Raw genomic sequence first — 23312 nt, 5'->3', positions numbered from 1 at the left:
TTTATATTTCTAATTTTTTTAACTCTTGATAATTTCGGTTTAATCGTCTTATTAGAATGCCATAGATTAACTTGTAAAACAACCATACAAGTCCTAAAAATGCGATTGTAATTCCTATAGCTACTAAAGACATAATAACTAATTTTTCGGTTGAAGCATTGCTTAGTTGTTCTGATATTTCAGGATGTTCGTTTATTGAAAAATACAGCGAAATAGGTATACTGATTAATGCAATTGATAGATTGTAAAGCACGTAATACTTAATTATTTTTCTTGTTTTCAAAATACTTTCCATGAGTTTCTTTGCATTATCAGTAACAGATATTGCTTTGTGAGCTCTCCAAAGTAAATACACAAATAAAATGATAACAAGGTAGCTAATGATATTTAAACTTACATATATCCAGCTATGACTCATTTCTTCTAAGTGCGCCTTCATTTTCTCTGAAAGGACATAAGGTAGAAAATTGATGAGTACCCAAAAGACTAATTCAGCCACACTGATATAAAACAAGGTTTTAACAATGGTTGATGATTTTTTGTGACTCATTTTATAGATATCGTTATCCGAAAATGATTTATATTGGTTATCGGATCTCTTCCAATCCTTTTTTAATAATTCTAATTCATCCATAATCTTACGGATTTAGTATGGTTTTTAATTTCTTTTTAACACGATTCATTTTCACTCGTGCATTCACTTCTGTTATACCTAAAGTCGCGCTAATTTCCCTGTAGTCTTTATCTTCTAAATACAAGAATACTAAGGCTTTTTCTATATCATTTAATTGATGTACAGCTTGGTATAAGAGTTTTAATTGTTGTTCTTCAGTATCGTCATATTCTTCTGCTTTAATTTTAAACTGTACAGCATCAAAATCTTGTGTGTTTATGCGTCTTTTTGATTTTCTGTATAAGGTAATTGCAGTATTAAGCCCTACACGATACATCCATGTGCTAAATTTAGAATCACCTCTAAATTTTGGATAAGCTCTCCATAATTGTATGGTAATTTCTTGAAACAGATCGTTATGGGCATCAGCATTATTGGTATACAAACGACACACCTTATGCACAATGTTTTGATGCTTTTGTAACTGTTCTACAAAACTATGTTCTAGTTCTTTGTTCAATTGATGAAATTGGTTAGTTATTTTATTAGTAGTAGCTAATTGTGTTTTGTTACAAATTTATTTAACAATTGTTTTAAAAGACAATTTTTAGGCTTGATAATTCGTATTTTTGTATGAGAAATTACAATAGATATTTAATGAATATTCCGCAGTCTAACCTGCCAAGAGTTGTCATTGTAGGAGGTGGCTTTGCAGGTATAAATTTAGTTAAACGCTTAGCAAATAAAAATCTTCAAGTTGTTTTAATAGACAAACGTAATTACCATACGTTTCAACCATTATTATACCAAGTATCTAGTTCTGGTTTAGAACCAGATTCTATTGCTTATCCATTGCGGAAAATTATAAAAAAACATAAAACTACTTTTTTTCGTTTGGCAGAAGTTGAACAAATTCTACCTGATAAGAACGAAATTATTACTTCTATAGGTCATTTAACTTATGATTATTTGGTTATTGCAACAGGAACAAAAACCAATTACTTTGGTAATAAAGCCATTGAGTCATCTAGTATGCCAATGAAAACGGTTCCTCAAGCTTTAGACATTAGAAGCTTGATTTTACAAAATTTTGAAAAAGCAGCTATTGCCGATTCTAAAGAAGAACGTGAAGCCTTTCTTAATTTTGTAATTGTAGGAGCAGGACCAACAGGAGTAGAGCTCGCTGGTGCCATAGCAGAATTGAAGAATAATATTTTACCAAGAGATTATCACGATTTAAATCCTGATGACATGCATATTCATTTATTAGAAGGTGCAGATCGTGTATTACCTCCTATGAGCAAACATGCCTCTAAAAAAGCAGCTAAATTTTTGAATAAATTAGGTGTAAAGGTGCATTGCAATACGTTTGTAAAACATTATGATGGCTTAACGGTAACGACAAATTCAGATTTAACAATGGAATCTGAAACCTTAATTTGGGCAGCAGGTGTTACTGGTGCTCCTGTACAAGGTTTAAAAGCAGAGGCTGTAATAGCCGGAGCAAACCGTTATAAAGTCAACCAATTTAATCAAGTAGAAGATTACGCTAATATTTTTGCCGTTGGCGATATTGCTTTAATGACATCTGAGGAGTATCCAAAAGGGCACCCTCAAGTTGCACAACCAGCCATACAACAAGGGGAATTATTAGGAAAAAATATATTGCGATTAATAGAAAACAAACCTTTGAAACCCTTTGTTTATAAAGACAAAGGTTCTATGGCAACGATTGGTAGAAATAAAGCGGTTGTAGATTTAAAGCATTATAAATTTGGAGGCTTCTTTGCTTGGTTTATTTGGATGTTTGTACACTTGATGTCTTTAGTAGGTTTTAGAAATCGCGTTATTGTACTGTTTAATTGGACCTATAATTATATCAATTTTGATAAGGCAGCACGACTTATTATAAGGCCATTTAAAAAGTAATATTTAGTGCACTTTCAACTTTAATATGCCTATGACTATTAAATATTGCGCTAAAGCATAGGTCAGCATTATGCTTATATTAGACCATGGAATAGGGGTGTAAAACTTATTGAGCGCCAAAATACTATCTGACACCATAAATAATAAGGCTCCTAAAAAAACGAGTCCATAACTGAGTATATTCACTTGGTTTTTTCGTAAATATGCTGTTGTGGCCATACTTAATATGACCAACATATATACAAGAACAGGAATGAATAGTTCACCTAAATTTCCATTTAAAAAATAAAATAAGCTTGCTGCATAAACGAGCAATACGGCTATAAACCCTAAAGGTGATTTGTGTTTATGTCTATGTTTTAAAAATACGATGACATACATGACGTGAGCTGTTAAAAACGCAATCAATCCCAATGTAAAAAAGTGAGGTGAATGGTCTACAAACATCAATAATACATCTCCTAAAACGGAAAAGGCGAGTGCCAATAGCGTTGTCCGTTTTATGGCCTTAGGAAGTGATTCAGATGTTCTTAAAAACAACACAATAAGACTAATCACAATTGCTGGTTTGGCTATGTAATGGATGCTGTTTAGCCATGTTATACTTCCTGTTACAAGTTCAACAAGTACAATTATAAAGAAGAGAATGCTGAATTGTTTTTCGGTAGAAGTTAACATGTCTGTTGGTTTTAGTAAAGATGTCTTATGTCTAGAACCAAATATATTCAATTCGTCATTGATATTATACAGTTCAGTACAATAGAATTCATATCGGTTTAAAAATCGGTCAAATTTGTACTATCAACAAAAACGAACTTTTAATGACCAATCACATTATGAAATCACAGACTTACGAATACCTAAAGAACCATAGAAATGTGGTGGGTAAAATGCTAGTTACAATCATTACACTCTTTATAAGTATAATTACGTTTGGACAAACTACCATTTCAGGACAAGTAACAGATCATAAAGGTGAAGTTGTTATTGGTGCCAATGTGTATTTAGAGGGGACTTATGATGGAGACACTTCAGATGAACATGGTAAATTTTCGTTTTCTACTGATGAAAAAGGTGTACAAACCTTAATTATTTCTTTTTTGTCTTTTGAAACCAAAACAGTTATCGGAGATGTTTCTAAATTTTCAAACCTTCAAATTAAATTACGAGAAGACGTTGAATCCTTAGATACTGTAATTATTAGTGCTGGTACTTTTGAAGCAGGTGATAATTCTAAGGTTTCTGTTCTAAAACCGTTAGATGTGGTAACAACAGCAAGTGCCTTAGGCGATTTTGTTGGAGCCTTACAGACGCTGCCAGGAACGTCAAATGTGGCAGAAGATGGCCGTTTATTTGTACGTGGAGGTAATGCAGATGAAACTCAAATTTTTATAGATGGCATTCGTGTGTTTACACCGTATGCACCAACGACTAATAATATGCCAACACGTGGGCGTTATTCCCCATTTTTATTTGATGGTATTACATTTTCAACAGGAGGTTATTCTTCCGAATTCGGACAAGCTTTATCGAGTGTATTACTTCTAAATACCATTGACGAACCAGACCAAGAGAAGACAGATATTGGTATTATGAGTGTTGGAGCAAGTATAGGTAATACACAGAAATGGGACAAATCGTCTTTAAGTTTTAATGCTAGTTATATTAACCTGGCTCCTTATTTAGCTGTTTTTAAAGATAGAAACGAATGGAAAACCCCTGTTTCTGGAGCGCAAGGTGAAACTGTTTTTAGACAAAAACTAAATAATGGTATGTTGAAATTTTATGCGGCTTTTGATGCTTCAAAATTTGAATTAAATCAAGAAGATATTAATTATGAAGAAGGCATCGATTTTAAATTGAAGAATAATAACTTCTATCTCAATACATCTTATAAGGGTGTTTTAGGACATAATTGGACCTTAACTTCAGGAGTGAGTTATACTTATGCTAAAAATAAGATAGGCATTCAAACTAGTACAATTAATGCTACTGAAAATTCCGCTCATTTAAAGTTGAAATTAAAAAAACGATTTAATAGTCGGTTTAAATTGAGTTTCGGTGCCGAACAGTTTATTACGGATTTTAAGGAAAATTATAATGAAGGTTTTATTGACGAAACCTATGGCTTTAACAATAATATAACCGCTGGATTTGCTGAAGCAGATGTCATTTTTTCTAAAGCCTTGGCGTTAAAGATAGGAGTAAGAGCAGACCATAGTTCAATTTTTAATGCTATAGATGTGGCTCCACGAGCAGCATTGGCTTATAAAAGTTCTAAAAACGGACAGTTTTCCTTAGCTTATGGTAACTTTTTTCAGAATCCTAATAGCAATGTTTTAAAGTTTAATCAAGATTTAAGAGCACAAAAGACATCACATTATATATTTAACTATCAATATGTAAATGATGGTAAACTATTTAGAGCAGAGGCTTACAGAAAGGATTACGACGATTTAGTAAAGTTTGATACTGATATAGCGCAGTTTGATAGCAATTTTAATACCTCAGGACAAGGCTATGCACAAGGAGTTGATTTCTTTTGGAGAGATAATACGAGTATAAAAGCAGTAGATTATTGGGTAAGTTATTCTTATTTAGATACAGAACGCGATTATAGAAACTATACAACTGCTGCACAGCCAAGTTATGCTACAAACCATAACTTATCTATTGTTGGTAAATATTGGATTGAAAATTGGAAAAGCCAAGTAGGATTATCTTATGGATTTTCTTCAGGTCGTCCCTATACCAATCCTAATACTAATGCATTATTAAGTGAGCGCACAAAAGCATTCAATAGTTTAAGTGTTAATTGGGCGTATTTATTAAGCCCACAAAAGATCTTATATTTTTCTGTTAATAATGTCTTAGGCTTTAAAAATATTAATGGTTACCAATATGCAAATACACCAGATTTTAATGGACAATTTAATAGACGCGCTTTAACTCCAGCAGCCGATCAGTTCTTTTTTGTTGGATTCTTTTGGACCATAAGTGAAGACGGAAAAGAGAATCAATTAGACAATTTGTAATGCTTAAGGTGTTGATTCTAAGTGAAACATGATATATGTCATAATTTTTAAGCGTTATGATGCGTAAATTTATGTAACAAAATTAAACGTCATGGAACTCAAGAAAAACCCAAAAGCCAATGTAGGTCGAAACAGTAGTTTATTTTTTGCTGTTGGCTTAAACGTAATGTTACTCCTAACATATATAGGATTAGAACATAAGACTTACGACAGAGAAGCTACAAAGATTGATGTCTTAATGGTAGATGATTTAATAGATGAGGATATCCCTATTACAACTATTGAAATTGCTCCGCCACCACCTCCAGCTCAAAAACAAATTGTAACAGAAGTCATAACTATTGTTGAAGATGTTGAAGATGTTGAAGAGAGTGTTATAGAAAGTACAGAAATTGGTCAAGATGATATTATTGATGAACGAGAAGTTGGAATTGAAGAAGTTGCTGTTGTGGAAGTTGAAGAAGAAGTAGAAGTTCCTTTTGCGGTAATTGAAAGAGTGCCAAGATTTCCAGGCTGTACAGGAAACAATGCAGAGTTAAAAGCTTGTTTTGAAAAAAAAATACAAGAACATTTACAGAAACATTTTAAATACCCAGAAACTGCGGCAGAACTTAATATTCATGGTAAAGTATTTGTATTCTTTTTAATAGATAAATACGGAAAGGTGACTAAAGTTAAAAGTAGAGGTCCCGACAAACTTTTAGAAACTGAAGCAGAGCGAATTATTAATTTGCTACCAACAATGGAACCCGGAAGACAGCGAGATATGAACGTAGCTGTACCTTACAGTATTCCAATTAATTTTAAGTTAGAAACACAATGATTTTAATAACAGTTTTAACTTAAGTTGTAGTCGGTTTAGTTTAATAAAATGTCATTTTGAGGATAGTAAAAACAAAAATAATTTTTTTACAATTCTTAAAATGACTTTTTTGCGTTCTATATTAAATAGAAGCAAGGGATAAAAGGTTAATTAAACCAAACTGCATAACCTTCTCTTCTTAATTCTAAAGCAATTTGTTCTTCAGCTTTTAAAGCTTCGGCTCTGGTAAAAAAAGGATCAATATGATTAAAAAGACTAGGGCGTAAATAGGTGCCATATTGCTCTACAATATTTGAAGATATTTTATACCCTTTTTTATTCCGATGTCCTGTTTTGTGTTGTAAAAAGCGTTCTTTAGGTGTTTTACTTGTCATACCAACATATAAACACTCTAAAACACCATTAAACTGCGGATTTGCTTTTCTAAACTTAGTGTTTTCAGTAAACACGCGTTTAGAAAGTTCTATGACATATATGGTATATAGTGTTTTAGACATTTTAGGAAAACTAGATTTCTTACTGTTTAAAATAAGGAATTTTAAATGATTTAATAGCTAGTGATATGTATATTTAAGTAATGCTAGTAATTTTCCTTTTTTAGAAAAATACTCTTTTTTTTCTACTAGTCCATTGTCTAATCTTGTTTCTATACTTTTACCGCCTTTTTCTAATACTAACTTTATTCCCGACATATAACCTGTACGATTTGTTGAAAATTTTCTAATTTCTTTGTTCCTTTCGGTACATTTATTAGACACAACAGTCCTGTTTTCATTTCTCATTTTTACACAGTTCCCATTTATATGATATGTGTAAATATCTTTGTTTATTAGATTTCCGTTTTTGTCAAATTTTGCTTTGGTAATTAACATTTCACCATCATTGTAATTCCATGTGTAACTAACAATCCGTTTGTTTTTTATGATATTATATAGAATGCTATCCTTTAAGTTTTTATCTCTAATTCTAAGTTGATGTACTAAAGTATCGCCTTCGGCATTTAATTGTAACCTTCGCATAGAGCGATTTTCGTAATCTTTAGTAATAATGTGTGAGTAATTTACCGCTCCTTTTTCATCTAATGTTGTACTATATTGTGTCTTCCCATCATCAGAAATTTTATAATTCGTTTCTTTAATTAAAGAGTCGTTTAAATCGTATGTTTTAAATGCTGTTGTATTTCCATAATTATCAATTTCATTAACGTGATATGTCTGTTTTATTAGTGAATTGTCTTGGTATTCATACCCTTGAATTATAATCTTAGTGATTTTATTTTTAGTTAACAATTCAGGAGCATTATTTTGACTGAAAATAACAGAAGTAAATAAGCTAAAAAAAAGGATATGTATGTTTTTCATATTCATATTCATATTGTAGGCATAATTAAAATTAAATAAGCTTTAAAACTCAAATATGAAGAAAAGAATAGTATTAGCTCAGTAAAAAGCTTTTTAATTTTTCATAAGTAGCAATTTTATTGGATACTTTTTCTTTATCTATTACAGCTTCAATTTGAGAAGGTAAAGGCAACGTTTTTTTAATGACATCTTCCACAACATCTAAAAACTTTGTTGGATGTGCTGTTTCTAAAAACACCACATGTGCATCATTGTTTTCTAAATAGGTTTTAGCACCTAAATATCCAACAGCACCATGTGGATCAGCGACATAGTTGAATTCTTTGTATAACTCTAGTAATGCCGTTCTAGTTTCAGCATCTGTAAAACTGTAAGATGATAAATTAGTTTTTAGGGCATCAAAATCGTTATTATGTAATTCTTGGATACGTATAAAGTTACTTGGGTTACCAACATCCATGGCGTTACTAATAGTTTGTACAGATGGTTTTGGGTCGTAAGATTGTGTGGTCATATAATTTACAACCGTGTCATTAGCGTTGTTTGAAGCTATAAAATGTTTAACAGGTAATCCTAATTTTTGAGCGACCATACCAGCACAAATATTTCCAAAGTTACCACTAGGAACAGAGAAAGCAATGTCTTTGTGTTTTGATTTTAATTGCTTGTATGCAAACATAAAATAAAAGAGTTGTGGTAACCAACGTGCAATATTTATAGAATTAGCCGAAGTTAACTGCATTTTACTAGTCAACTCTTCATCCATAAAGGCCTGTTTTACCATGTCTTGACAGTCGTCAAAAACGCCATCAACTTCTAAAGCTGTAATATTTTGACCAAGTGTTGTTAATTGTTTTTCTTGAATATCACTCACTTTTCCACTTGGGTAAAGAATCACAACGTTTACACCTTTTACACCTAAAAAACCATTAGCAACAGCGCCACCTGTATCTCCAGAAGTAGCTACTAATACCGTGACATCATTAGTATTGGTTTTGTTGAAATACCCTAAGCACCTCGCCATAAAACGTGCTCCAACATCTTTAAATGCCATAGTTGGTCCATGAAATAACTCTAGTGTTGAAATGTTTTTATTTATTTCAACTACGGGAAAATCAAAACTTAAGGTCTCTTCAACAATCGTTTTTAAGACATCTTTAGGAATTTCAGGAACAATGAATTGTTTAATTGCTTCAAATGCAATTTCTGTATTTGATTTGTCTTCAATCGTTTCAAAAAAAGAGGCCTCTAAAGGTGTAATAGATTCTGGGAAATATAAGCCTTTATCTGGTGCTAATCCTTTTACAACAGCATCTTCAAAAGTTGTGTTTGGTGCTTTTCTGTTTAGTGAATAGTAGTTCATTAGTTGTTTTATATTATGTTCAGAAGAATGATTTATTGGTGAGGTTCATCCCAATATTTTAATGGTGTTAAGAGTGACCTCGTGTTTACTTTAAAATTTTTATACCTTCTGTGTTAATTTTTGAAACATAAGTTTCGAATGCAATATCTGTTTTAGCATAGACATCTCTAATTGCTTTTTCTACATTTTGAGCAGTAGCGTCTCCTTTGCTTAACATAAAAATTGATGGTCCAGAACCTGAGATTGCACAGCCCAAAGCTCCTGCTTGTAATGATGCCTTTTTGATAGCGTCGAAATGTGGAATCAGTTGTTTGCGATACGGTTCTATAACCACATCGTTTAATGAGTCTTTTAATAACTTATAATCCGATGTGTGTAAAGCATGAACCAAGCTTCCAACATTTGCCCATTGTGTAATGGCATTACTTAATGGAATGTCTTTTGGAAGAATTGCTCTAGATTCGGATGTTTTTATTTCAATCTGTGGGTGAATTAGAGTTGCAAATACATCTGAAGGTGTAGGTAATTCTAAAACATGTAATGGACAGGCACTTTTTACCAGTGTAAAACCACCAAAAATAGCTGGCGCTAAATTATCGGCATGTTCGCATTTACTGGCTAAGGCTTCACCTTTCATAGCAAAGTTAGTTAGCTGTGTTTTGTTTAATGGATAATCTAGTAAAACATTCATTCCAAAAACACTTCCAGCTGCACTTGCAGAGCTACTTCCAATACCACTGCCAGGTTTAATTTTTTTATAGATTTCAATTTCAAAACCGCAATCTGGTTGTAAAGCATTGTACATCGCTAATGCTGAAACACCAGCAACGTTTTTCTCGGCTTCAAAGGGCAAATCGTAGCCTTCAATTTTGGTGATTTTAATACCTTTTTTTTCTGTTTTTCTAATGACCATTTCATCACCAATGGTGTCTAAGCAAAAACCAAGGACATCAAATCCACAAGCGACGTTAGCAACTGTTGCAGGCGAAAATATTTTGATTTCATTTTTCATATTTATTTGCCGCAATAGCGGTCATCTAATTATTAGCGATTCTTATAATATCTGCAAACAAACCAGAAGCTGTAACGTCTGCACCAGCACCAGCACCTTTAATAATCATGGGTTGTTCTGGGTAACGTTGTGTATAAAACATAACGATATTGTCTTTACCTTTAAGGTTGTAAAATGGATGCCCTTCAGGAATTTCTTGAAGTCCAACTTTAGCTTTTCCGTTATTAAACTCTGCAACAAATTTTAGTTGACAATTTTTATCTTCAGCCGATTTAAATAAGCTTTGGTAATAGGTTTCATCTTTTATTAATGTTTTAAAGAAGTCTTCTACAGAAGCTGCTTCCATGGCATCATTGGTTAAGAAATTATCAGATTCCAAATCAGATAGTTCTAAAGCATGACCACTTTCTCTAGCCAGAATTAGAACTTTTCTTGCAACATCAATTCCGCTTAAATCAATACGAGGATCTGGTTCGGTATAGCCTTCTTCTTGGGCTTGTTTTACCACATCATAAAATGTAGTTTCAGCATTAAAGTTGTTAAATATAAAATTAAGACTCCCCGATAAAACGGCTTGTATAGTATTTATTTTATCTCCAGAGGTAACTAAATGATTTAAGGTGTCTATGACAGGTAGTCCTGCGCCAACATTGGTTTCAAACAAAAATGCTGCGTTGTATTGTCTAGACAATATTTTTAATTCATTGTAGTATTCAATGTTTCCAGAACAAGCAATTTTGTTGCAAGCTACAACTGAAATACTATGCTTAAGATAATCTCCATATATATTAGCAACGGCATCATTAGCTGTAATATCTACAAAGACAGAGTTTCTTAAGTTTAGTTTTTTTACATGATTTAAGAAGCCTTTTAAACTTGCTTTTTCTCCGTTTTCTAGCTGCTGTTTCCAGTGTTTTAAATTGATACCATCGTCATTAACAACCATAGTTCTAGAATTGGACAGGCCAGCAATTTTTAAACTGATTTTAAAGTTTTCTTTAAGGTAAGATTTTTGTTGATGAATCTGTTCAATTAGGCGTTCACCAACATTACCAACACCTGTAATAAACAAGTTGATTTGTTTTGTTTTAATTTCAAAAAACTGCTCGTGTAAGCTGTTTAGTGCTTTTTTTACATCATTTTTATGAATAATAGCAGAAATATTACGTTCCGAAGCTCCTTGGGCAATCGCTCTAATATTAACATTGTTTTTACCTAGTGTACTAAACATTTTGCCACTAATGCCTTGGTGGTTTTTCATCTTATCTCCAATAACAGCAATAATGGATAAGTCGGTTTCAACAATGATTGGATCTATTTTTAAAAGTTGAATTTCATATTCAAAAACAGTATCTATAACTTCTTTGGCACGTTTGGCATCGTTATCTGAAATTCCGAAGCAAATAGAGTGCTCAGAAGAAGATTGTGTAATTAGAACAATGTTAATTTTTTCTTGAGCTAAAGTTTCAAACAAGCGTTTTCCAAACCCTGGAACACCAACCATACCATTACCTTGTAAAGTCAGTAATGCTATATTTTCAATATTACTAATACCTTTAACAGGTGAGCCATTTGGTTGCGTGTTTTCTGTTATTGTAGTTCCTAGTGCCTCAGGATCTAAAGTGTTTTTAATCACAATAGGAATTTTCTTTTTAAGCACAGGCATCACTGTTGGTGGATATAAAACTTTGGCTCCAAAATGTGATAATTCTACAGCCTCTTGGTATGATAGTTCTACAATAGGAGCAGCTTGTTTTACCAATTTTGGATTGGTGGTGTACATACCACTAACATCTGTCCAAATTTGTAATTCATCTGCATCTATGGCAGCTGCAATTATTGCGGCAGTATAATCTGATCCTCCGCGACCTAAAGTCGTTATTTCTCCGTGTACAGATTTAGAAACAAAACCTGGTAATAAGACTATAGCGTTTGAATTTGAATTAAAATATAATTGAATATTAATATTGGTAATCTCAAAATTAACAATGGCATTATTGAAGTTAGAATCTGTTACAATTAACTCTTGTGCGTTTTTGTACGCAACATCAACTTGTCTGGATTTTAAAGTGTGGTAAATTATAGTTGATGATAAGGCTTCACCAAAACTCAATAATTTGTCCTTAGTTTTAGGAGACAATTCATTAATTAAATAGATACCATCTAAAAGGCTTTTTAATTCATTTAATTTTTCTGAAATTAAATCATATAAGGCTTCATGGCTCTTTTTGAGATTTTTATCATGATCTGAATTTTCAAAAAGCCCCTCAATAACTTTACTGTGTTGAGACCAAATGGCATTATAGGTTTGTTTATATTCTAAGTCTTTATTACAAGCTAAGTTTGCCGCTTCTAATAATTTATCTGTAATACCACCAACGGCAGAAACAACTACAGCAATATTAGTGTCTTTAGATTGTTGCTCTAAAATAGAAATAACTTTATTTATGTTTTCGGCTGAACCTACAGACGTTCCGCCAAATTTTAGAATTTTCATGTGTTTATGTAATTTAAGAGAATAAAATGTCTAAATAGACAATAAGGGACGGAGAGCATATTATAAATTACCCCAAAGGGTAATAATAGTTGAAATGAAAAACATAGAAATACACATGCTGTTAGCATTACCCATTGTATGTGATGTTATTTTAAGATTTGTTTTCATTACATACCAAAAGTATTATTTTTATAACAATAAAAAAACTAATCATAGCTTTTTAGGGAATTAGTAAAAAAGAGGTAATCTTTATTAAAAAAATGAATTATAATTAATAAATATGGTCCAGTATTAAATTATTCACATGTAACGTTTTGTGACAAATGTTTCCTATAGAGTAAGAATGATTTGTGATCTCTTATTAACTGAATTTAATCTGATAAATAATATACAAATGAAACGAGCATGTTCAAAATTCTATTATCAATAAAATGAATTGATTGAGAGTGCCATGTGACTTATAAAAAATAAATATAGACAATACATGAAATTATTTTCAAAAGAACAAATTTATGAAGGCGATAAATTAACTACAGAACGCCAAAAAATATCATCAACAGAATTGATGGAAAGAGCAGGAACACAAATTTTTAATTGGATGCATATGCGCATGCAAGGTGCGCAGGTGCCTATTCATGTATTTTGTGGTATTGGTAATAATGGTGGAGATGGTTTAGTTTTGGCTAGACATTTAATTACCCATGGCTATAATGTGGTGACCTACATTGTAAATTGCAGTGATAAACGTACTAAGGACTTTTTGCTTAACTATGATCATATAAAAAACGTTACTAAAAAATGGCCTACAATGTTAAGTTGCAAAAGCGATTTTGAAGATGTTGTTATTGGAGTAGATGATATTATTGTAGATGCTGTTTTTGGAATAGGATTAAATAGGCCACCTAATACTTGGGTTCAAGAATTATTTCAAAAGTTTAGGGATTCTAAAGCGTTTACATTATCTATAGATATTCCTTCGGGACTTTATACAGATAAAGCTGTAGAAGATAGTAAAGCAGTTGTTCATGCTAATTATACACTGAGTTTTCAATCTCCTAAATTGGTCTTCTTTTTGCCAGAAACAGCCAAGTATACATCACAATGGGAAGCTTTAGATATTGGTATAGATCGTGATTATTTAATGCAAACAGAAACAGAAGTAGAGCTTATATCTAAACATGAAGTTTTGCCAATTTATAAACCAAGACAAAAATTTGCACATAAAGGAGATTTTGGGCATGTTTTAATGTTAGGAGGTAGTTATGGTAAAATAGGCGCTGTTAATTTAGCTAGTAGAGCAGCTTTAGGCTCTGGGTGTGGTTTGGTAACAGCTTATGTTCCTAAATGTGGTTATCAAAGTTTACAGACGGCTATTCCAGAAGTTATGGTAATTACAGATGAAGATGAAACAAATATTTCTAATATTCAATTTGAGATAGAACCAACAGTAATTGGTGTTGGAGTAGGATTGGGAACTTCAGAAAAAACAGCAAAAGCATTTGAGGCCTTTTTAAAACAAAATAAAAGTCCTTTAGTAATAGATGCAGATGCTCTCAACTTGCTTTCAAAAAAGAAAGCCTTATTAAAATTATTACCAGAGCAATCTATTTTAACTCCACATCCTAAAGAATTGGAACGTTTAGTAGGAGCTTGGTCTGATGATTTTGAAAAGCTTAAAAAGGTAAAAGCATTTTCAAAAAAATATAATGTTATAGTTCTTATAAAAGGAGCACATTCTATAACTGTTTATAATGAAAAACTTTATGTGAATACCACAGGAAATCCTGGTATGGCAACAGCGGGAAGTGGCGATGTTTTAACAGGGATTATTTCCGGATTAGTAGCGCAAGCATACGAACCGTTAGCAGCAACTATTTTTGGAGTTTACCTCCATGGAAAAGCTGCAGATATTTCATTAGAAGATTACGGTTACCAAAGTTTAATTGCTAGTCATATTGTAGCAACCATTGGTGAGGCTTATATTGATTTGTTTAAACAGCCAGAGCAACCTCAGGAAGAAGAAAAACAAAACAAATAATAAAAAAAAAAGCCTGTTTCAATAGAATGTTTGAAACAGGCTTTTACTAATTGAGATTTGAAATTATAGTCCCAATTTTTCAAATAATTTAATAAGTTGAGGGCTTGATGGTCTTGGAGCATCTGCATCAACAATATTTCCATTAGGATCTACAAGAATAAATCTTGGAATTGAATTGATTTTGTAACTTTTAATAAAGTCAGAAGCAAAACCATTATCTGCCATTAATTGAATGCCTCCAAGTTCTTCATCGGCAACCATTTTTTTCCAACCTTGGTATGCTGCAGCGGCATCATTTTTATAGCCACGACCATTATCTACAGAAATACTTACAAAAGCTATGTTTTTGCCTTCAAATTGTTTTTCAACCTTTTTAAGAGAAGGAATTTCCTTAATGCAAGGTCCGCACCAAGTCGCCCAAATATCAAAGTAAACATATTTTCCTTTTAAGTCTGAAAGCGATAAGTCACCACCAGCAAAATTTTCATAATTTTCAAAAGTAGGAGATGGTGATCCTTTAGGAAAAGCAGCACGTGTTGCTATTTTAGACGCCATAAATCTATTTAATTGTACAATAGAACCTTCAATATTTCTATCCATTAGTGCTACTCGAGTTGAGTCTACTTTAGGATATTTGATTTTTATATCATTATATGCCGATTTGTAGTCTTCAATTGCTTTTTCTAAATCTTCTTTTGTGCCATAATTAATAAGGTCTTCTGTAAAATAGTCTTTAGAAATTGAAAATGATCTAACAGAAAAGTTATTAATATCCGAATTATCACCTTTAAAAACAATTGATTCTAAAAAGGAGTCGTTGTCTACTTCAAAAGCAGACGTTTTGTCATTTTTTAAATAGATTGATCCGTATTCTTTTCCATGTAAAAAGGTGTAATCTCCTTCAACAACTTTTAATGTATCTTTAAACGTACCATCATCATTAAGCTTAATTATTTTTTCGTACTCGCTACCTTTAAAAACTTTTAGAGTTTTACTATTATCTGGGTTTTCAATTTTTCCAGAAATTGTTGCATAATCTTTAGGTTCTCCCTTACAAGCTAAAATAGTTGTAGCTAAGCAAAGCACTAATAATCGTTTCATAAATTTTGTTTTTTTTTCGATTGCAAAAATAACCATTAAAAAATAAAATTAATATTGAAATGAATTATTAACAAAACCTTGTAGAATCCAAAAATATTCTCAATTTTGAAAAAAACATTAAAATTCTTCCTAATGGATAACTTTCATATAATTTCTTCTGATGCTTTAGATATTGTAACGATTTATAATATTTTTTATAAGAATAAAAAGCTAAAACTTTCAGAGGCATCTAAACATAAGATACAGAAATGTAAAACGTATTTAGACAATAAATTGGCAAATGAAAAAAAACCTATGTATGGAATTAATACAGGTTTTGGATCGTTATATAATGTAAAGATTTCTGATACGGATCTTAGTCAGCTTCAAGAAAATTTAGTAATGTCTCATGCATGTGGAACAGGTGAGCGTGTACCAGAATCTATTGTTAAAGTGATGCTGCTTTTAAAAATTCAGTCACTGAGTTATGGCCATAGTGGAGTGCAGTTAGCAACCGTAGAAAGATTGATTGAATTTTTTAATAACGATATTTTTCCATTTGTGTTTACGCAAGGTTCTTTGGGAGCTTCAGGGGATTTAGCACCTTTAGCACATTTGGCATTACCTTTATTAGGAAAAGGAAAAGTGATGCATAACAATAAGGAATATGATGCAGCAACACTTTTAGAAGAGTTTAATTGGGAGCCTATAACACTTGAAGCTAAAGAAGGTTTAGCTTTATTAAATGGTACGCAATTTATGAGCGCTTATGGTGTTTATTTGTTGCTAATGTCTCATAAAACATCGTATTTGGCAGATATTATTGCTAGTATTTCTTTAGATGCTTTTGATGGACGCTTAGATCCTTTTCATGATTTGGTACATGCAGTAAGACCACATCCAGGACAACGAAAAGTAGCAAGACGCTTTAATGAATTTTTAAACGGAAGTGAATTAATCACGCGCGAAAAAGAACATGTACAAGATCCTTATTCGTTTCGTTGTATTCCACAGGTGCATGGAGCAACAAAGGATACTTTAGATTTTGTTGAGAAAGTGATTTTAACGGAAATTAATTCTGTAACAGATAATCCTAATATTTTTCATGAAGAAGATTTAATTATTTCTGGAGGAAATTTCCATGGTCAGCCGTTAGCATTAGCTTTGGATTATTTGAAGATTGCTATGGCTGAAATAGGTAATATTTCAGAACGACGTGTTTTTCAATTGGTATCTGGTTTAAGAGGTTTGCCTGCATTTTTAGTAGATAATCCTGGTTTAAATTCGGGCTTTATGATTCCGCAATACACTGCAGCAAGTATCGTAAGTGCTAATAAACAAATGGCATCTCCTGCTAGTGTAGATAGTATTGTCTCTAGTAATGGACAAGAAGATCATGTGAGTATGGGAGCCAATGCCGCGACACAGGCTTATACTTTGATAAAAAATGTTGATCGTGTTATTGCTATTGAATTGATGAATGCTTCACAAGCCATAGAGTTTAGAAGACCTTTGAAAACTTCTCCTTTGTTAGAATCATTTTTAGAGCAATACCGAAAAGTAGTGCCATTTATAAAAGTAGATGAGGTGTTACATGATTCTATTGAAGCTTCTATTCAGTTTCTAAAAGATGTTGATATTGAAATAGAGGAGTTATTTTTAAATCATTACGATTTAAAATAAGGATGCATTAGCTATTGCTAATTAACTCATCAGCCCAATTAAAAGCTTCTGTTAAAGTGGCGAAAATTTCAAAAGGTTTGTGAAGAAATAATTTTTCGATTTGAGCATTCCTTTTGGCTTTATAATCGTGAGTTACTACGGCTAAACCAGCTAAATTTTTAGTTTTAGAAGTCCTTGGGTAAACATTGGGATTTACGGAATAAGAATTTACTCTGTGGCTAATGTATACAAAAGGTTGGTTTGAATAATAGTTTTCTGCTATTTTGATGAGTGCTTCATTTTGTTCCTTATCTACATGAACACCTTCATTTATAGTTGTGATCATATAATTTTTGTAGAATTTTAATGTACAGAAGCCTATATCAATAATTTTTTGCATAAAAAAGAGTACTTATTTTTCTTACAAAATACAAAAAACTCCTTTATAATTAAAGGAGTTTTTTTTATTATGAATGATTTTTAAAATATTAAAAATCGCTATTTATGATTCTGTAGTTTTACCCGCTGATTTTATCTTTATGCTTAAGACATCATTTTTTTCATCTAAATCCATAGTGATAATATCTCCTTCTTGAATTTTAGAATTAATGATTTCTTCAGCTAGAGCATCTTCAACATATTTCTGAATGGCTCTATTTAATGGTCTTGCGCCATACTGTTTGTCAAATCCTTTTTCGGCGATATAACCTTTAGCGTTATCTGTAAGTTTAAGATCGTAACCTAAATCTTTAATTCTATTAATAAGCTTAACTAGTTCAATATCAATAATTTTATTAATATCTTCTTTCTCTAGAGCATTAAAGACAATAACATCGTCAATTCTGTTTAAAAATTCAGGTGCAAACGCTTTTTTAAGTGCATTTTCAATAACCCCTTTTGCATGATCTGATTCTTGAGCTATTGCTGCAGAAGTACCAAAACCTACACCAGTACCAAAGTCTTTTAACTTTCTGGCTCCAATGTTAGACGTCATAATTATGATAGTATTTCTAAAATCAATTTTACGACCTAAACTGTCTGTTAAGTACCCGTCATCTAGAACTTGTAATAACATATTAAAGACATCTGGATGTGCTTTTTCAATTTCATCTAAAAGGACAACAGCATAAGGCTTACGTCTTATTTTTTCTGTTAATTGACCACCTTCTTCATATCCAACATATCCTGGAGGTGCACCAACTAAACGCGATATAGCAAATTTTTCCATGTATTCACTCATATCTATTCTTACTAAAGAATCATCACTTTCAAATAGCTCGCGAGCTAATACTTTGGCTAATTGTGTTTTTCCAACACCAGTTTGCCCTAAGAATATAAATGATCCAATAGGTTTGTTAGGGTCTTTAAGTCCAGCTCTGTTTCGTTGAATCGCTTTTACAACTTTAGCAACAGCTTGATCTTGTCCAATAACCTTACCTTTAATTAATTCTGGTAATTTAGATAATTTAGTGATTTCTGTTTGTGCTATTTTATTTACAGGAATTCCTGTCATCATAGAAACGACATCAGCAACATTATCTTCAGTAACAACTTCTTTGTGTTGTTTTGTTTCTTCTTCCCATTTTTCTTGGGCAGTTGCGAGTTCCTTTTCTAATCGTTTTTCGTCATCTCTAAGCTTTGCTGCTTCTTCGTACTTTTGCTTTTTAACAACGCTATTCTTTGTTTCTTTTACTTCTTCAAGTTTCTTTTCTAGTTCAAGAATTTGTTTTGGTACATCTATGTTAGTAATATGTACACGAGAACCTGCTTCATCTAAAGCATCGATAGCTTTGTCTGGAAGAAAACGCTCTGTCATATAACGATTAGTTAGCTTTACACAAGCTTCAATAGCTTCATCTGTATAATCGACATTATGATGCTCTTCGTATTTTCCTTTAATATTATTAAGGATTTCGATGGTTTCTTCAACAGAAGTTGGTTCAACAATAACTTTTTGAAAACGACGTTCTAAGGCACCATCTTTTTCAATATATTGTCTGTACTCATCTAAAGTAGTTGCACCTATACATTGTATTTCACCTCTTGCTAAAGCTGGTTTAAACATATTAGAGGCGTCTAAACTTCCTGTGGCACCACCAGCACCAACAATAGTGTGAATCTCATCAATAAAAAGAATAATATCATCATTCTTTTCAAGCTCGTTCATAACGGCTTTCATACGTTCTTCAAACTGCCCTCTATACTTTGTGCCTGCAACTAAGCTTGCCAAGTCTAAAGTGACGACACGCTTATTAAATAAGGTACGAGATACTTTTCGCTTTACAATGCGTAATGCTAAACCTTCGGCAATAGCAGATTTACCAACACCAGGTTCTCCTATTAATAAGGGGTTGTTTTTCTTTCTTCGACTTAAAATTTGAGAGACACGTTGTATTTCTTTTTCTCGTCCTACAACAGGGTCTAATTTGTCTTCTTCAGCAAGTACAGTTAAGTCTCTACCAAAATTATCTAAAACTGGTGTTTTTGATTTCTTGTTTGTTTTACTAGATTGGCCTCCAAACGGATTCTGTTTTGCATCTTCTTGTTCGTTCATATCATCATCAGAAAACGATTCTGCTTTTGGGGTTTCTAAATAATCATCTTCGTTAGTTGCCATAGATTTAAATTCTTCTTTTACGTTATCATAATCTACATTTAGCTTGTTTAAAAGCTTTGTTGTAGGATCATTCTCATTTCTTAAAATGCACAATAATAAATGTGCTGTGTTTATTGAGGTGCTCTGAAATAGTTTTGCTTCTAAAAACGTTGTTTTTAGTGCACGCTCTGCTTGCCTTGTTAAGTGCAAGTTCTTTTTTTCGTTCGATGTAGTTACGATATTTGGGTTGGCAGGACTTAAAATCTCTACTTTACGTCTTAGGTGATTTAGATCTACATCTAAGGCGCTTAAAATATCTATAGCTTTACCGTCTCCATCTCTTAAAAGTCCAAGCATTAAATGCTCAGTACCAATAAAATCATGACCTAAACGTAAAGCTTCTTCTTTGCTGTAAGCAATTACATCTTTAACTCTTGGGGAAAAATTATCATCCATACTATATTCCTTTCTGCTTTAAAAATAATAAAAACATATTGAGTATAAGTCAAAAACCGTACCTTAATTATATGATTATTATAAGTCGTAAACGAAGAGAGTAAAAAAGCTTTTTAAATCAAAGGAAAATTGCAGATACTTATTAACGAAAAAGATATCAAATATTGTTAATAAAAAATACCAAAAACCAAGTGGTATTTCTCTAAAAACAGTGGTATTTTGGTTATATTAGCGCGTTATGAAAATTCACAAAAAAACTAATTAATTTTATATATGGCAGAAGGAGAAAAACTCATTCCAATTAACATTGAGGATGAAATGAAATCGGCTTACATTGATTATTCAATGTCGGTCATAGTGTCACGTGCGCTACCAGATGTAAGAGACGGTTTAAAACCAGTTCATAGACGTGTACTTTACGGTATGCACGAATTAGGTGTTAGAGCAACTGGAGCACATAAAAAATCAGCAAGAATTGTCGGTGAGGTTTTAGGTAAGTATCATCCACATGGTGATACTTCAGTTTATGACGCTATGGTACGTATGGCTCAAGAATGGAGTTTGCGTTATATGTTAGTTGATGGACAAGGTAACTTTGGGTCTGTAGATGGAGATAGTCCGGCTGCAATGCGTTATACAGAAGCAAGAATGCGTAAGATATCTGAAGATATGTTAGCAGATATTGATAAGGAAACTGTAGATCATAAATTAAATTTTGATGATACTTTAGAAGAGCCAACAGTTCTTCCAACGCGTATTCCAGGTTTATTAGTTAATGGAGCCTCAGGTATTGCTGTTGGTATGGCAACAAATATGCCACCACACAACTTAACCGAAGTGGTAAATGGAACAATTGCTTACATCGACAATAATGATATTGAAATAGATGAATTAATTCAACATATCAAAGCACCAGATTTTCCAACAGGTGGAACCATTTATGGTTATGATGGGGTTAAGGAAGCTTTTCATACAGGTCGTGGGCGTATTGTAATGCGTGGTAATGCAATTATTGAAGAAGTACAAGGTAGAGAATGTATTGTAGTTACAGAGATTCCTTACCAAATCAATAAAGCAGATATGATTAAGAAAACTGCTGACTTGGTTAATGAAAAAAAATTAGAAGGTATTGCTACTATTAGAGATGAATCTGATAGAAATGGTATGCGAATAGTTTACGTTTTAAAGCGTGATGCAATACCTAATATTGTACTTAATAAGTTATTTAAATATACAGCTTTACAATCGTCATTTAGTGTTAATAATATTGCATTAGTAAATGGTCGTCCGCAGTTATTAAACCTAAAAGAACTAATTCATTATTTTGTAGAACACAGACATGATGTAGTTGTTAGAAGAACCACTTACGAATTGCGTAAGGCTGAAGAAAGAGCTCATATATTAGAAGGCTTAATTATAGCTTCTGATAATATTGATGAGGTTATTAAAATTATTCGTGCATCATCAAATGCAGATGAGGCTCGTAATAGTTTAATAGAACGTTTTAAATTATCTGAGATTCAGGCCAAAGCTATTGTTGAGATGCGTTTGCGTCAGTTAACAGGTTTAGAGCAAGATAAGCTGCGAAGTGAGTATGAGGAAATTATGAAAACAATCATAGACCTTAAAGATATCTTAGACAAGAAAGAACGTCGAATGGATATTATTAAAGCAGAGCTTGAAGTTATTAGAGATAAATATGGAGATGATCGTCGTTCAGTAATAGAATATGCAGGAGGAGACTTGAGTATTGAAGATATGATTCCTGATGCACAAGTGGTAATTACAATTTCTCACGCAGGTTATATTAAACGTACATCACTTTCAGAATATAAAACACAAAATAGAGGTGGAGTTGGTCAGAAAGCATCAACGACTCGTAATGAGGATTTCTTAGAGCACTTATTTGTTGGTACTAACCATCAATACATGCTATTCTTTACGCAAAAAGGAAAATGTTTCTGGATGCGAGTTTACGAAATTCCAGAAGGAGCTAAAACGTCTAAAGGTAGAGCAATTCAGAACCTAATAAATATTGAGCAAGATGATAAAGTCATGGCTTTTATCTGTACTCAAGATTTAAAAGACGAAGATTACATTAACAATCATTATGTAATAATGGCGACCAAAAAAGGTCAGGTTAAGAAAACCTCTTTAGAGCAATATTCAAGACCAAGATCTAACGGAATTAATGCCATTACCATTAAGGAAGACGATGTTTTATTAGAAGCAAAATTAACAACAGGTGAAAGCCAAGTGATGTTAGCTTTAAAATCTGGTAAAGCTATCCGTTTTGAAGAAGCGAAAACACGACCAATGGGTAGAAATGCATCTGGTGTACGTGGTATTCGTCTTCAAGATGAAAAAACCGATGAGGTTATAGGTATGGTTGCTGTAGACGATATGGATAGCAATATTCTTGTGGTTTCTGAAAATGGATACGGAAAACGTTCTAGTTTAGAAGATTATAGAATTACCAATAGAGGTGGTAAAGGTGTAAAAACCATTTCTATTACAGAAAAAACAGGAAACTTAGTATCTATTAAGAATGTAACCGATGAAGATGATTTAATGATTATTAATAAATCTGGAATAGCTATTCGTATGGCTGTGGCAGATTTACGTGTAATGGGAAGAGCAACACAAGGTGTTAAATTAATCAACCTTAAAGGAAATGATTCTATTGCAGCAGTTGCTAAAGTGATGAAAGATGAGGAAGAAGATATTGAAGGTATTGATGATGCCGAAGTAATTAATTCTGAATCAATTGATAATGAAGATGCAGCTGAAGATGGCACGGCTATTGATAATAATGAAACTGAAAACGAATAATTAACAACAAAACTA

17 protein-coding genes are annotated in these 23312 nt (G+C 32.3%); 6 read left to right on the top strand and 11 right to left on the bottom strand.

Annotated features, from left to right (window positions below; translation table 11 throughout):
- Position 1 precedes the first annotated feature (1 nt).
- Positions 2 to 634: a hypothetical protein gene (locus tag ABD730_RS10105; protein ID WP_334466263.1), complete on the bottom strand. Its 633-nt coding sequence runs from the start codon at positions 632 to 634 to the stop codon at positions 2 to 4.
- 4 nt (positions 635 to 638) lie between these two features.
- On the bottom strand, positions 639 to 1133 hold the full coding sequence (locus ABD730_RS10100) for an RNA polymerase sigma factor (RefSeq protein WP_215925821.1): 495 nt from the start codon (positions 1131 to 1133) through the stop codon (positions 639 to 641).
- 137 nt (positions 1134 to 1270) lie between these two features.
- Here ABD730_RS10100 and ABD730_RS10095 point away from each other — a divergent pair, with 137 nt between their 5' ends.
- Positions 1271 to 2542, top strand: a complete 1272-nt coding sequence (locus ABD730_RS10095; protein ID WP_334466864.1) for an NAD(P)/FAD-dependent oxidoreductase — start codon at positions 1271 to 1273, stop codon at positions 2540 to 2542.
- Positions 2543 to 2545: 3 nt separating this feature from the next.
- Here ABD730_RS10095 and ABD730_RS10090 read toward each other — a convergent pair whose 3' ends face one another.
- On the bottom strand, positions 2546 to 3220 hold the full coding sequence (locus ABD730_RS10090) for a lysoplasmalogenase (protein WP_344714326.1): 675 nt from the start codon (positions 3218 to 3220) through the stop codon (positions 2546 to 2548).
- Between the two features lie 212 nt (positions 3221 to 3432).
- Between ABD730_RS10090 and ABD730_RS10085 the strand changes: the two genes are divergently transcribed.
- Both ABD730_RS10085 and ABD730_RS10080 read left to right on the top strand, forming a co-directional pair.
- Positions 3433 to 5577 (top strand): TonB-dependent receptor, encoded by a 2145-nt coding sequence (locus ABD730_RS10085; RefSeq protein WP_344714556.1) that lies wholly within the window; start codon positions 3433 to 3435, stop codon positions 5575 to 5577.
- Positions 5578 to 5668: 91 nt separating this feature from the next.
- Complete coding sequence (locus tag ABD730_RS10080) at positions 5669 to 6400, top strand: energy transducer TonB (RefSeq protein ID WP_334466241.1); 732 nt, start codon at positions 5669 to 5671, stop codon at positions 6398 to 6400.
- A 146-nt stretch (positions 6401 to 6546) separates the two neighbouring features.
- On the opposite strand, the gene ABD730_RS10075 is transcribed toward ABD730_RS10080, so the two are convergent.
- The 5 genes from ABD730_RS10075 to thrA all read right to left on the bottom strand — a co-directional run bounded on the left by ABD730_RS10075 (position 6547) and on the right by thrA (position 12633).
- Positions 6547 to 6897 (bottom strand): ribose-5-phosphate isomerase, encoded by a 351-nt coding sequence (locus tag ABD730_RS10075; protein WP_334466238.1) that lies wholly within the window; start codon positions 6895 to 6897, stop codon positions 6547 to 6549.
- Between the two features lie 57 nt (positions 6898 to 6954).
- On the bottom strand, positions 6955 to 7761 hold the full coding sequence (locus tag ABD730_RS10070) for a hypothetical protein (protein WP_344714322.1): 807 nt from the start codon (positions 7759 to 7761) through the stop codon (positions 6955 to 6957).
- A 73-nt stretch (positions 7762 to 7834) separates the two neighbouring features.
- The gene (gene thrC, locus ABD730_RS10065; protein WP_344714320.1) at positions 7835 to 9124 is read right to left on the bottom strand and encodes a threonine synthase; all 1290 of its coding nucleotides are present in this window, start codon (positions 9122 to 9124) and stop codon (positions 7835 to 7837) included.
- An 85-nt stretch (positions 9125 to 9209) separates the two neighbouring features.
- Entirely contained in the window at positions 9210 to 10136 is a 927-nt protein-coding gene (locus ABD730_RS10060) for a homoserine kinase (protein ID WP_344714318.1), read from the bottom strand.
- Between the two features lie 25 nt (positions 10137 to 10161).
- Positions 10162 to 12633: a bifunctional aspartate kinase/homoserine dehydrogenase I gene (gene thrA, locus ABD730_RS10055; protein WP_344714316.1), complete on the bottom strand. Its 2472-nt coding sequence runs from the start codon at positions 12631 to 12633 to the stop codon at positions 10162 to 10164.
- A 484-nt stretch (positions 12634 to 13117) separates the two neighbouring features.
- Here thrA and ABD730_RS10050 point away from each other — a divergent pair, with 484 nt between their 5' ends.
- Positions 13118 to 14671 (top strand): NAD(P)H-hydrate dehydratase, encoded by a 1554-nt coding sequence (locus tag ABD730_RS10050; protein ID WP_334466224.1) that lies wholly within the window; start codon positions 13118 to 13120, stop codon positions 14669 to 14671.
- A 63-nt stretch (positions 14672 to 14734) separates the two neighbouring features.
- On the opposite strand, the gene ABD730_RS10045 is transcribed toward ABD730_RS10050, so the two are convergent.
- Positions 14735 to 15772, bottom strand: a complete 1038-nt coding sequence (locus tag ABD730_RS10045; RefSeq protein ID WP_334466222.1) for a TlpA family protein disulfide reductase — start codon at positions 15770 to 15772, stop codon at positions 14735 to 14737.
- Positions 15773 to 15904: 132 nt separating this feature from the next.
- Here ABD730_RS10045 and hutH point away from each other — a divergent pair, with 132 nt between their 5' ends.
- Positions 15905 to 17434, top strand: coding sequence for a histidine ammonia-lyase (gene hutH / locus ABD730_RS10040; RefSeq protein ID WP_334466220.1), 1530 nt, complete (start codon positions 15905 to 15907; stop codon positions 17432 to 17434).
- A gap of 7 nt (positions 17435 to 17441) precedes the next feature.
- Here the strand turns inward: hutH and ABD730_RS10035 are convergent, their stop codons facing one another.
- Both ABD730_RS10035 and ABD730_RS10030 read right to left on the bottom strand, forming a co-directional pair.
- Entirely contained in the window at positions 17442 to 17813 is a 372-nt protein-coding gene (locus ABD730_RS10035) for a hypothetical protein (protein WP_344714313.1), read from the bottom strand.
- A gap of 102 nt (positions 17814 to 17915) precedes the next feature.
- Positions 17916 to 20465, bottom strand: a complete 2550-nt coding sequence (locus ABD730_RS10030) for an ATP-dependent Clp protease ATP-binding subunit (RefSeq protein ID WP_344714311.1) — start codon at positions 20463 to 20465, stop codon at positions 17916 to 17918.
- A gap of 273 nt (positions 20466 to 20738) precedes the next feature.
- Here ABD730_RS10030 and gyrA point away from each other — a divergent pair, with 273 nt between their 5' ends.
- Positions 20739 to 23297, top strand: a complete 2559-nt coding sequence (gyrA, locus tag ABD730_RS10025) for a DNA gyrase subunit A (protein WP_334466214.1) — start codon at positions 20739 to 20741, stop codon at positions 23295 to 23297.
- Positions 23298 to 23312: the final 15 nt, after the last annotated feature.

This window comes from Winogradskyella damuponensis (assembly GCF_039538385.1).
GTDB lineage: Bacteria > Bacteroidota > Bacteroidia > Flavobacteriales > Flavobacteriaceae > Winogradskyella > Winogradskyella damuponensis.
This window is presented reverse-complemented; position numbering and strand designations above follow the sequence as displayed.

What these genes read in the sequence shown, in the direction of transcription:
- ABD730_RS10105 (WP_334466263.1), bottom strand. Translation starts at nt 634, where the DNA reads ATGGATGAATTAGAATTATTAAAAAAGGATTGGAAGAGATCCGATAAC.
- ABD730_RS10095 (WP_334466864.1), top strand. Translation starts at nt 1,271, where the DNA reads ATGAATATTCCGCAGTCTAACCTGCCAAGAGTTGTCATTGTAGGAGGT.
- ABD730_RS10090 (WP_344714326.1), bottom strand. Translation starts at nt 3,220, where the DNA reads ATGTTAACTTCTACCGAAAAACAATTCAGCATTCTCTTCTTTATAATT.
- ABD730_RS10085 (WP_344714556.1), top strand. Translation starts at nt 3,433, where the DNA reads ATGCTAGTTACAATCATTACACTCTTTATAAGTATAATTACGTTTGGA.
- ABD730_RS10080 (WP_334466241.1), top strand. Translation starts at nt 5,669, where the DNA reads ATGGAACTCAAGAAAAACCCAAAAGCCAATGTAGGTCGAAACAGTAGT.
- ABD730_RS10075 (WP_334466238.1), bottom strand. Translation starts at nt 6,897, where the DNA reads ATGTCTAAAACACTATATACCATATATGTCATAGAACTTTCTAAACGC.
- ABD730_RS10070 (WP_344714322.1), bottom strand. Translation starts at nt 7,761, where the DNA reads ATGAAAAACATACATATCCTTTTTTTTAGCTTATTTACTTCTGTTATT.
- thrC (WP_344714320.1), bottom strand. Translation starts at nt 9,124, where the DNA reads ATGAACTACTATTCACTAAACAGAAAAGCACCAAACACAACTTTTGAA.
- ABD730_RS10060 (WP_344714318.1), bottom strand. Translation starts at nt 10,136, where the DNA reads ATGAAAAATGAAATCAAAATATTTTCGCCTGCAACAGTTGCTAACGTC.
- thrA (WP_344714316.1), bottom strand. Translation starts at nt 12,633, where the DNA reads ATGAAAATTCTAAAATTTGGCGGAACGTCTGTAGGTTCAGCCGAAAAC.
- ABD730_RS10050 (WP_334466224.1), top strand. Translation starts at nt 13,118, where the DNA reads ATGAAATTATTTTCAAAAGAACAAATTTATGAAGGCGATAAATTAACT.
- ABD730_RS10045 (WP_334466222.1), bottom strand. Translation starts at nt 15,772, where the DNA reads ATGAAACGATTATTAGTGCTTTGCTTAGCTACAACTATTTTAGCTTGT.
- hutH (WP_334466220.1), top strand. Translation starts at nt 15,905, where the DNA reads ATGGATAACTTTCATATAATTTCTTCTGATGCTTTAGATATTGTAACG.
- ABD730_RS10035 (WP_344714313.1), bottom strand. Translation starts at nt 17,813, where the DNA reads ATGCAAAAAATTATTGATATAGGCTTCTGTACATTAAAATTCTACAAA.
- ABD730_RS10030 (WP_344714311.1), bottom strand. Translation starts at nt 20,465, where the DNA reads ATGGATGATAATTTTTCCCCAAGAGTTAAAGATGTAATTGCTTACAGC.
- gyrA (WP_334466214.1), top strand. Translation starts at nt 20,739, where the DNA reads ATGGCAGAAGGAGAAAAACTCATTCCAATTAACATTGAGGATGAAATG.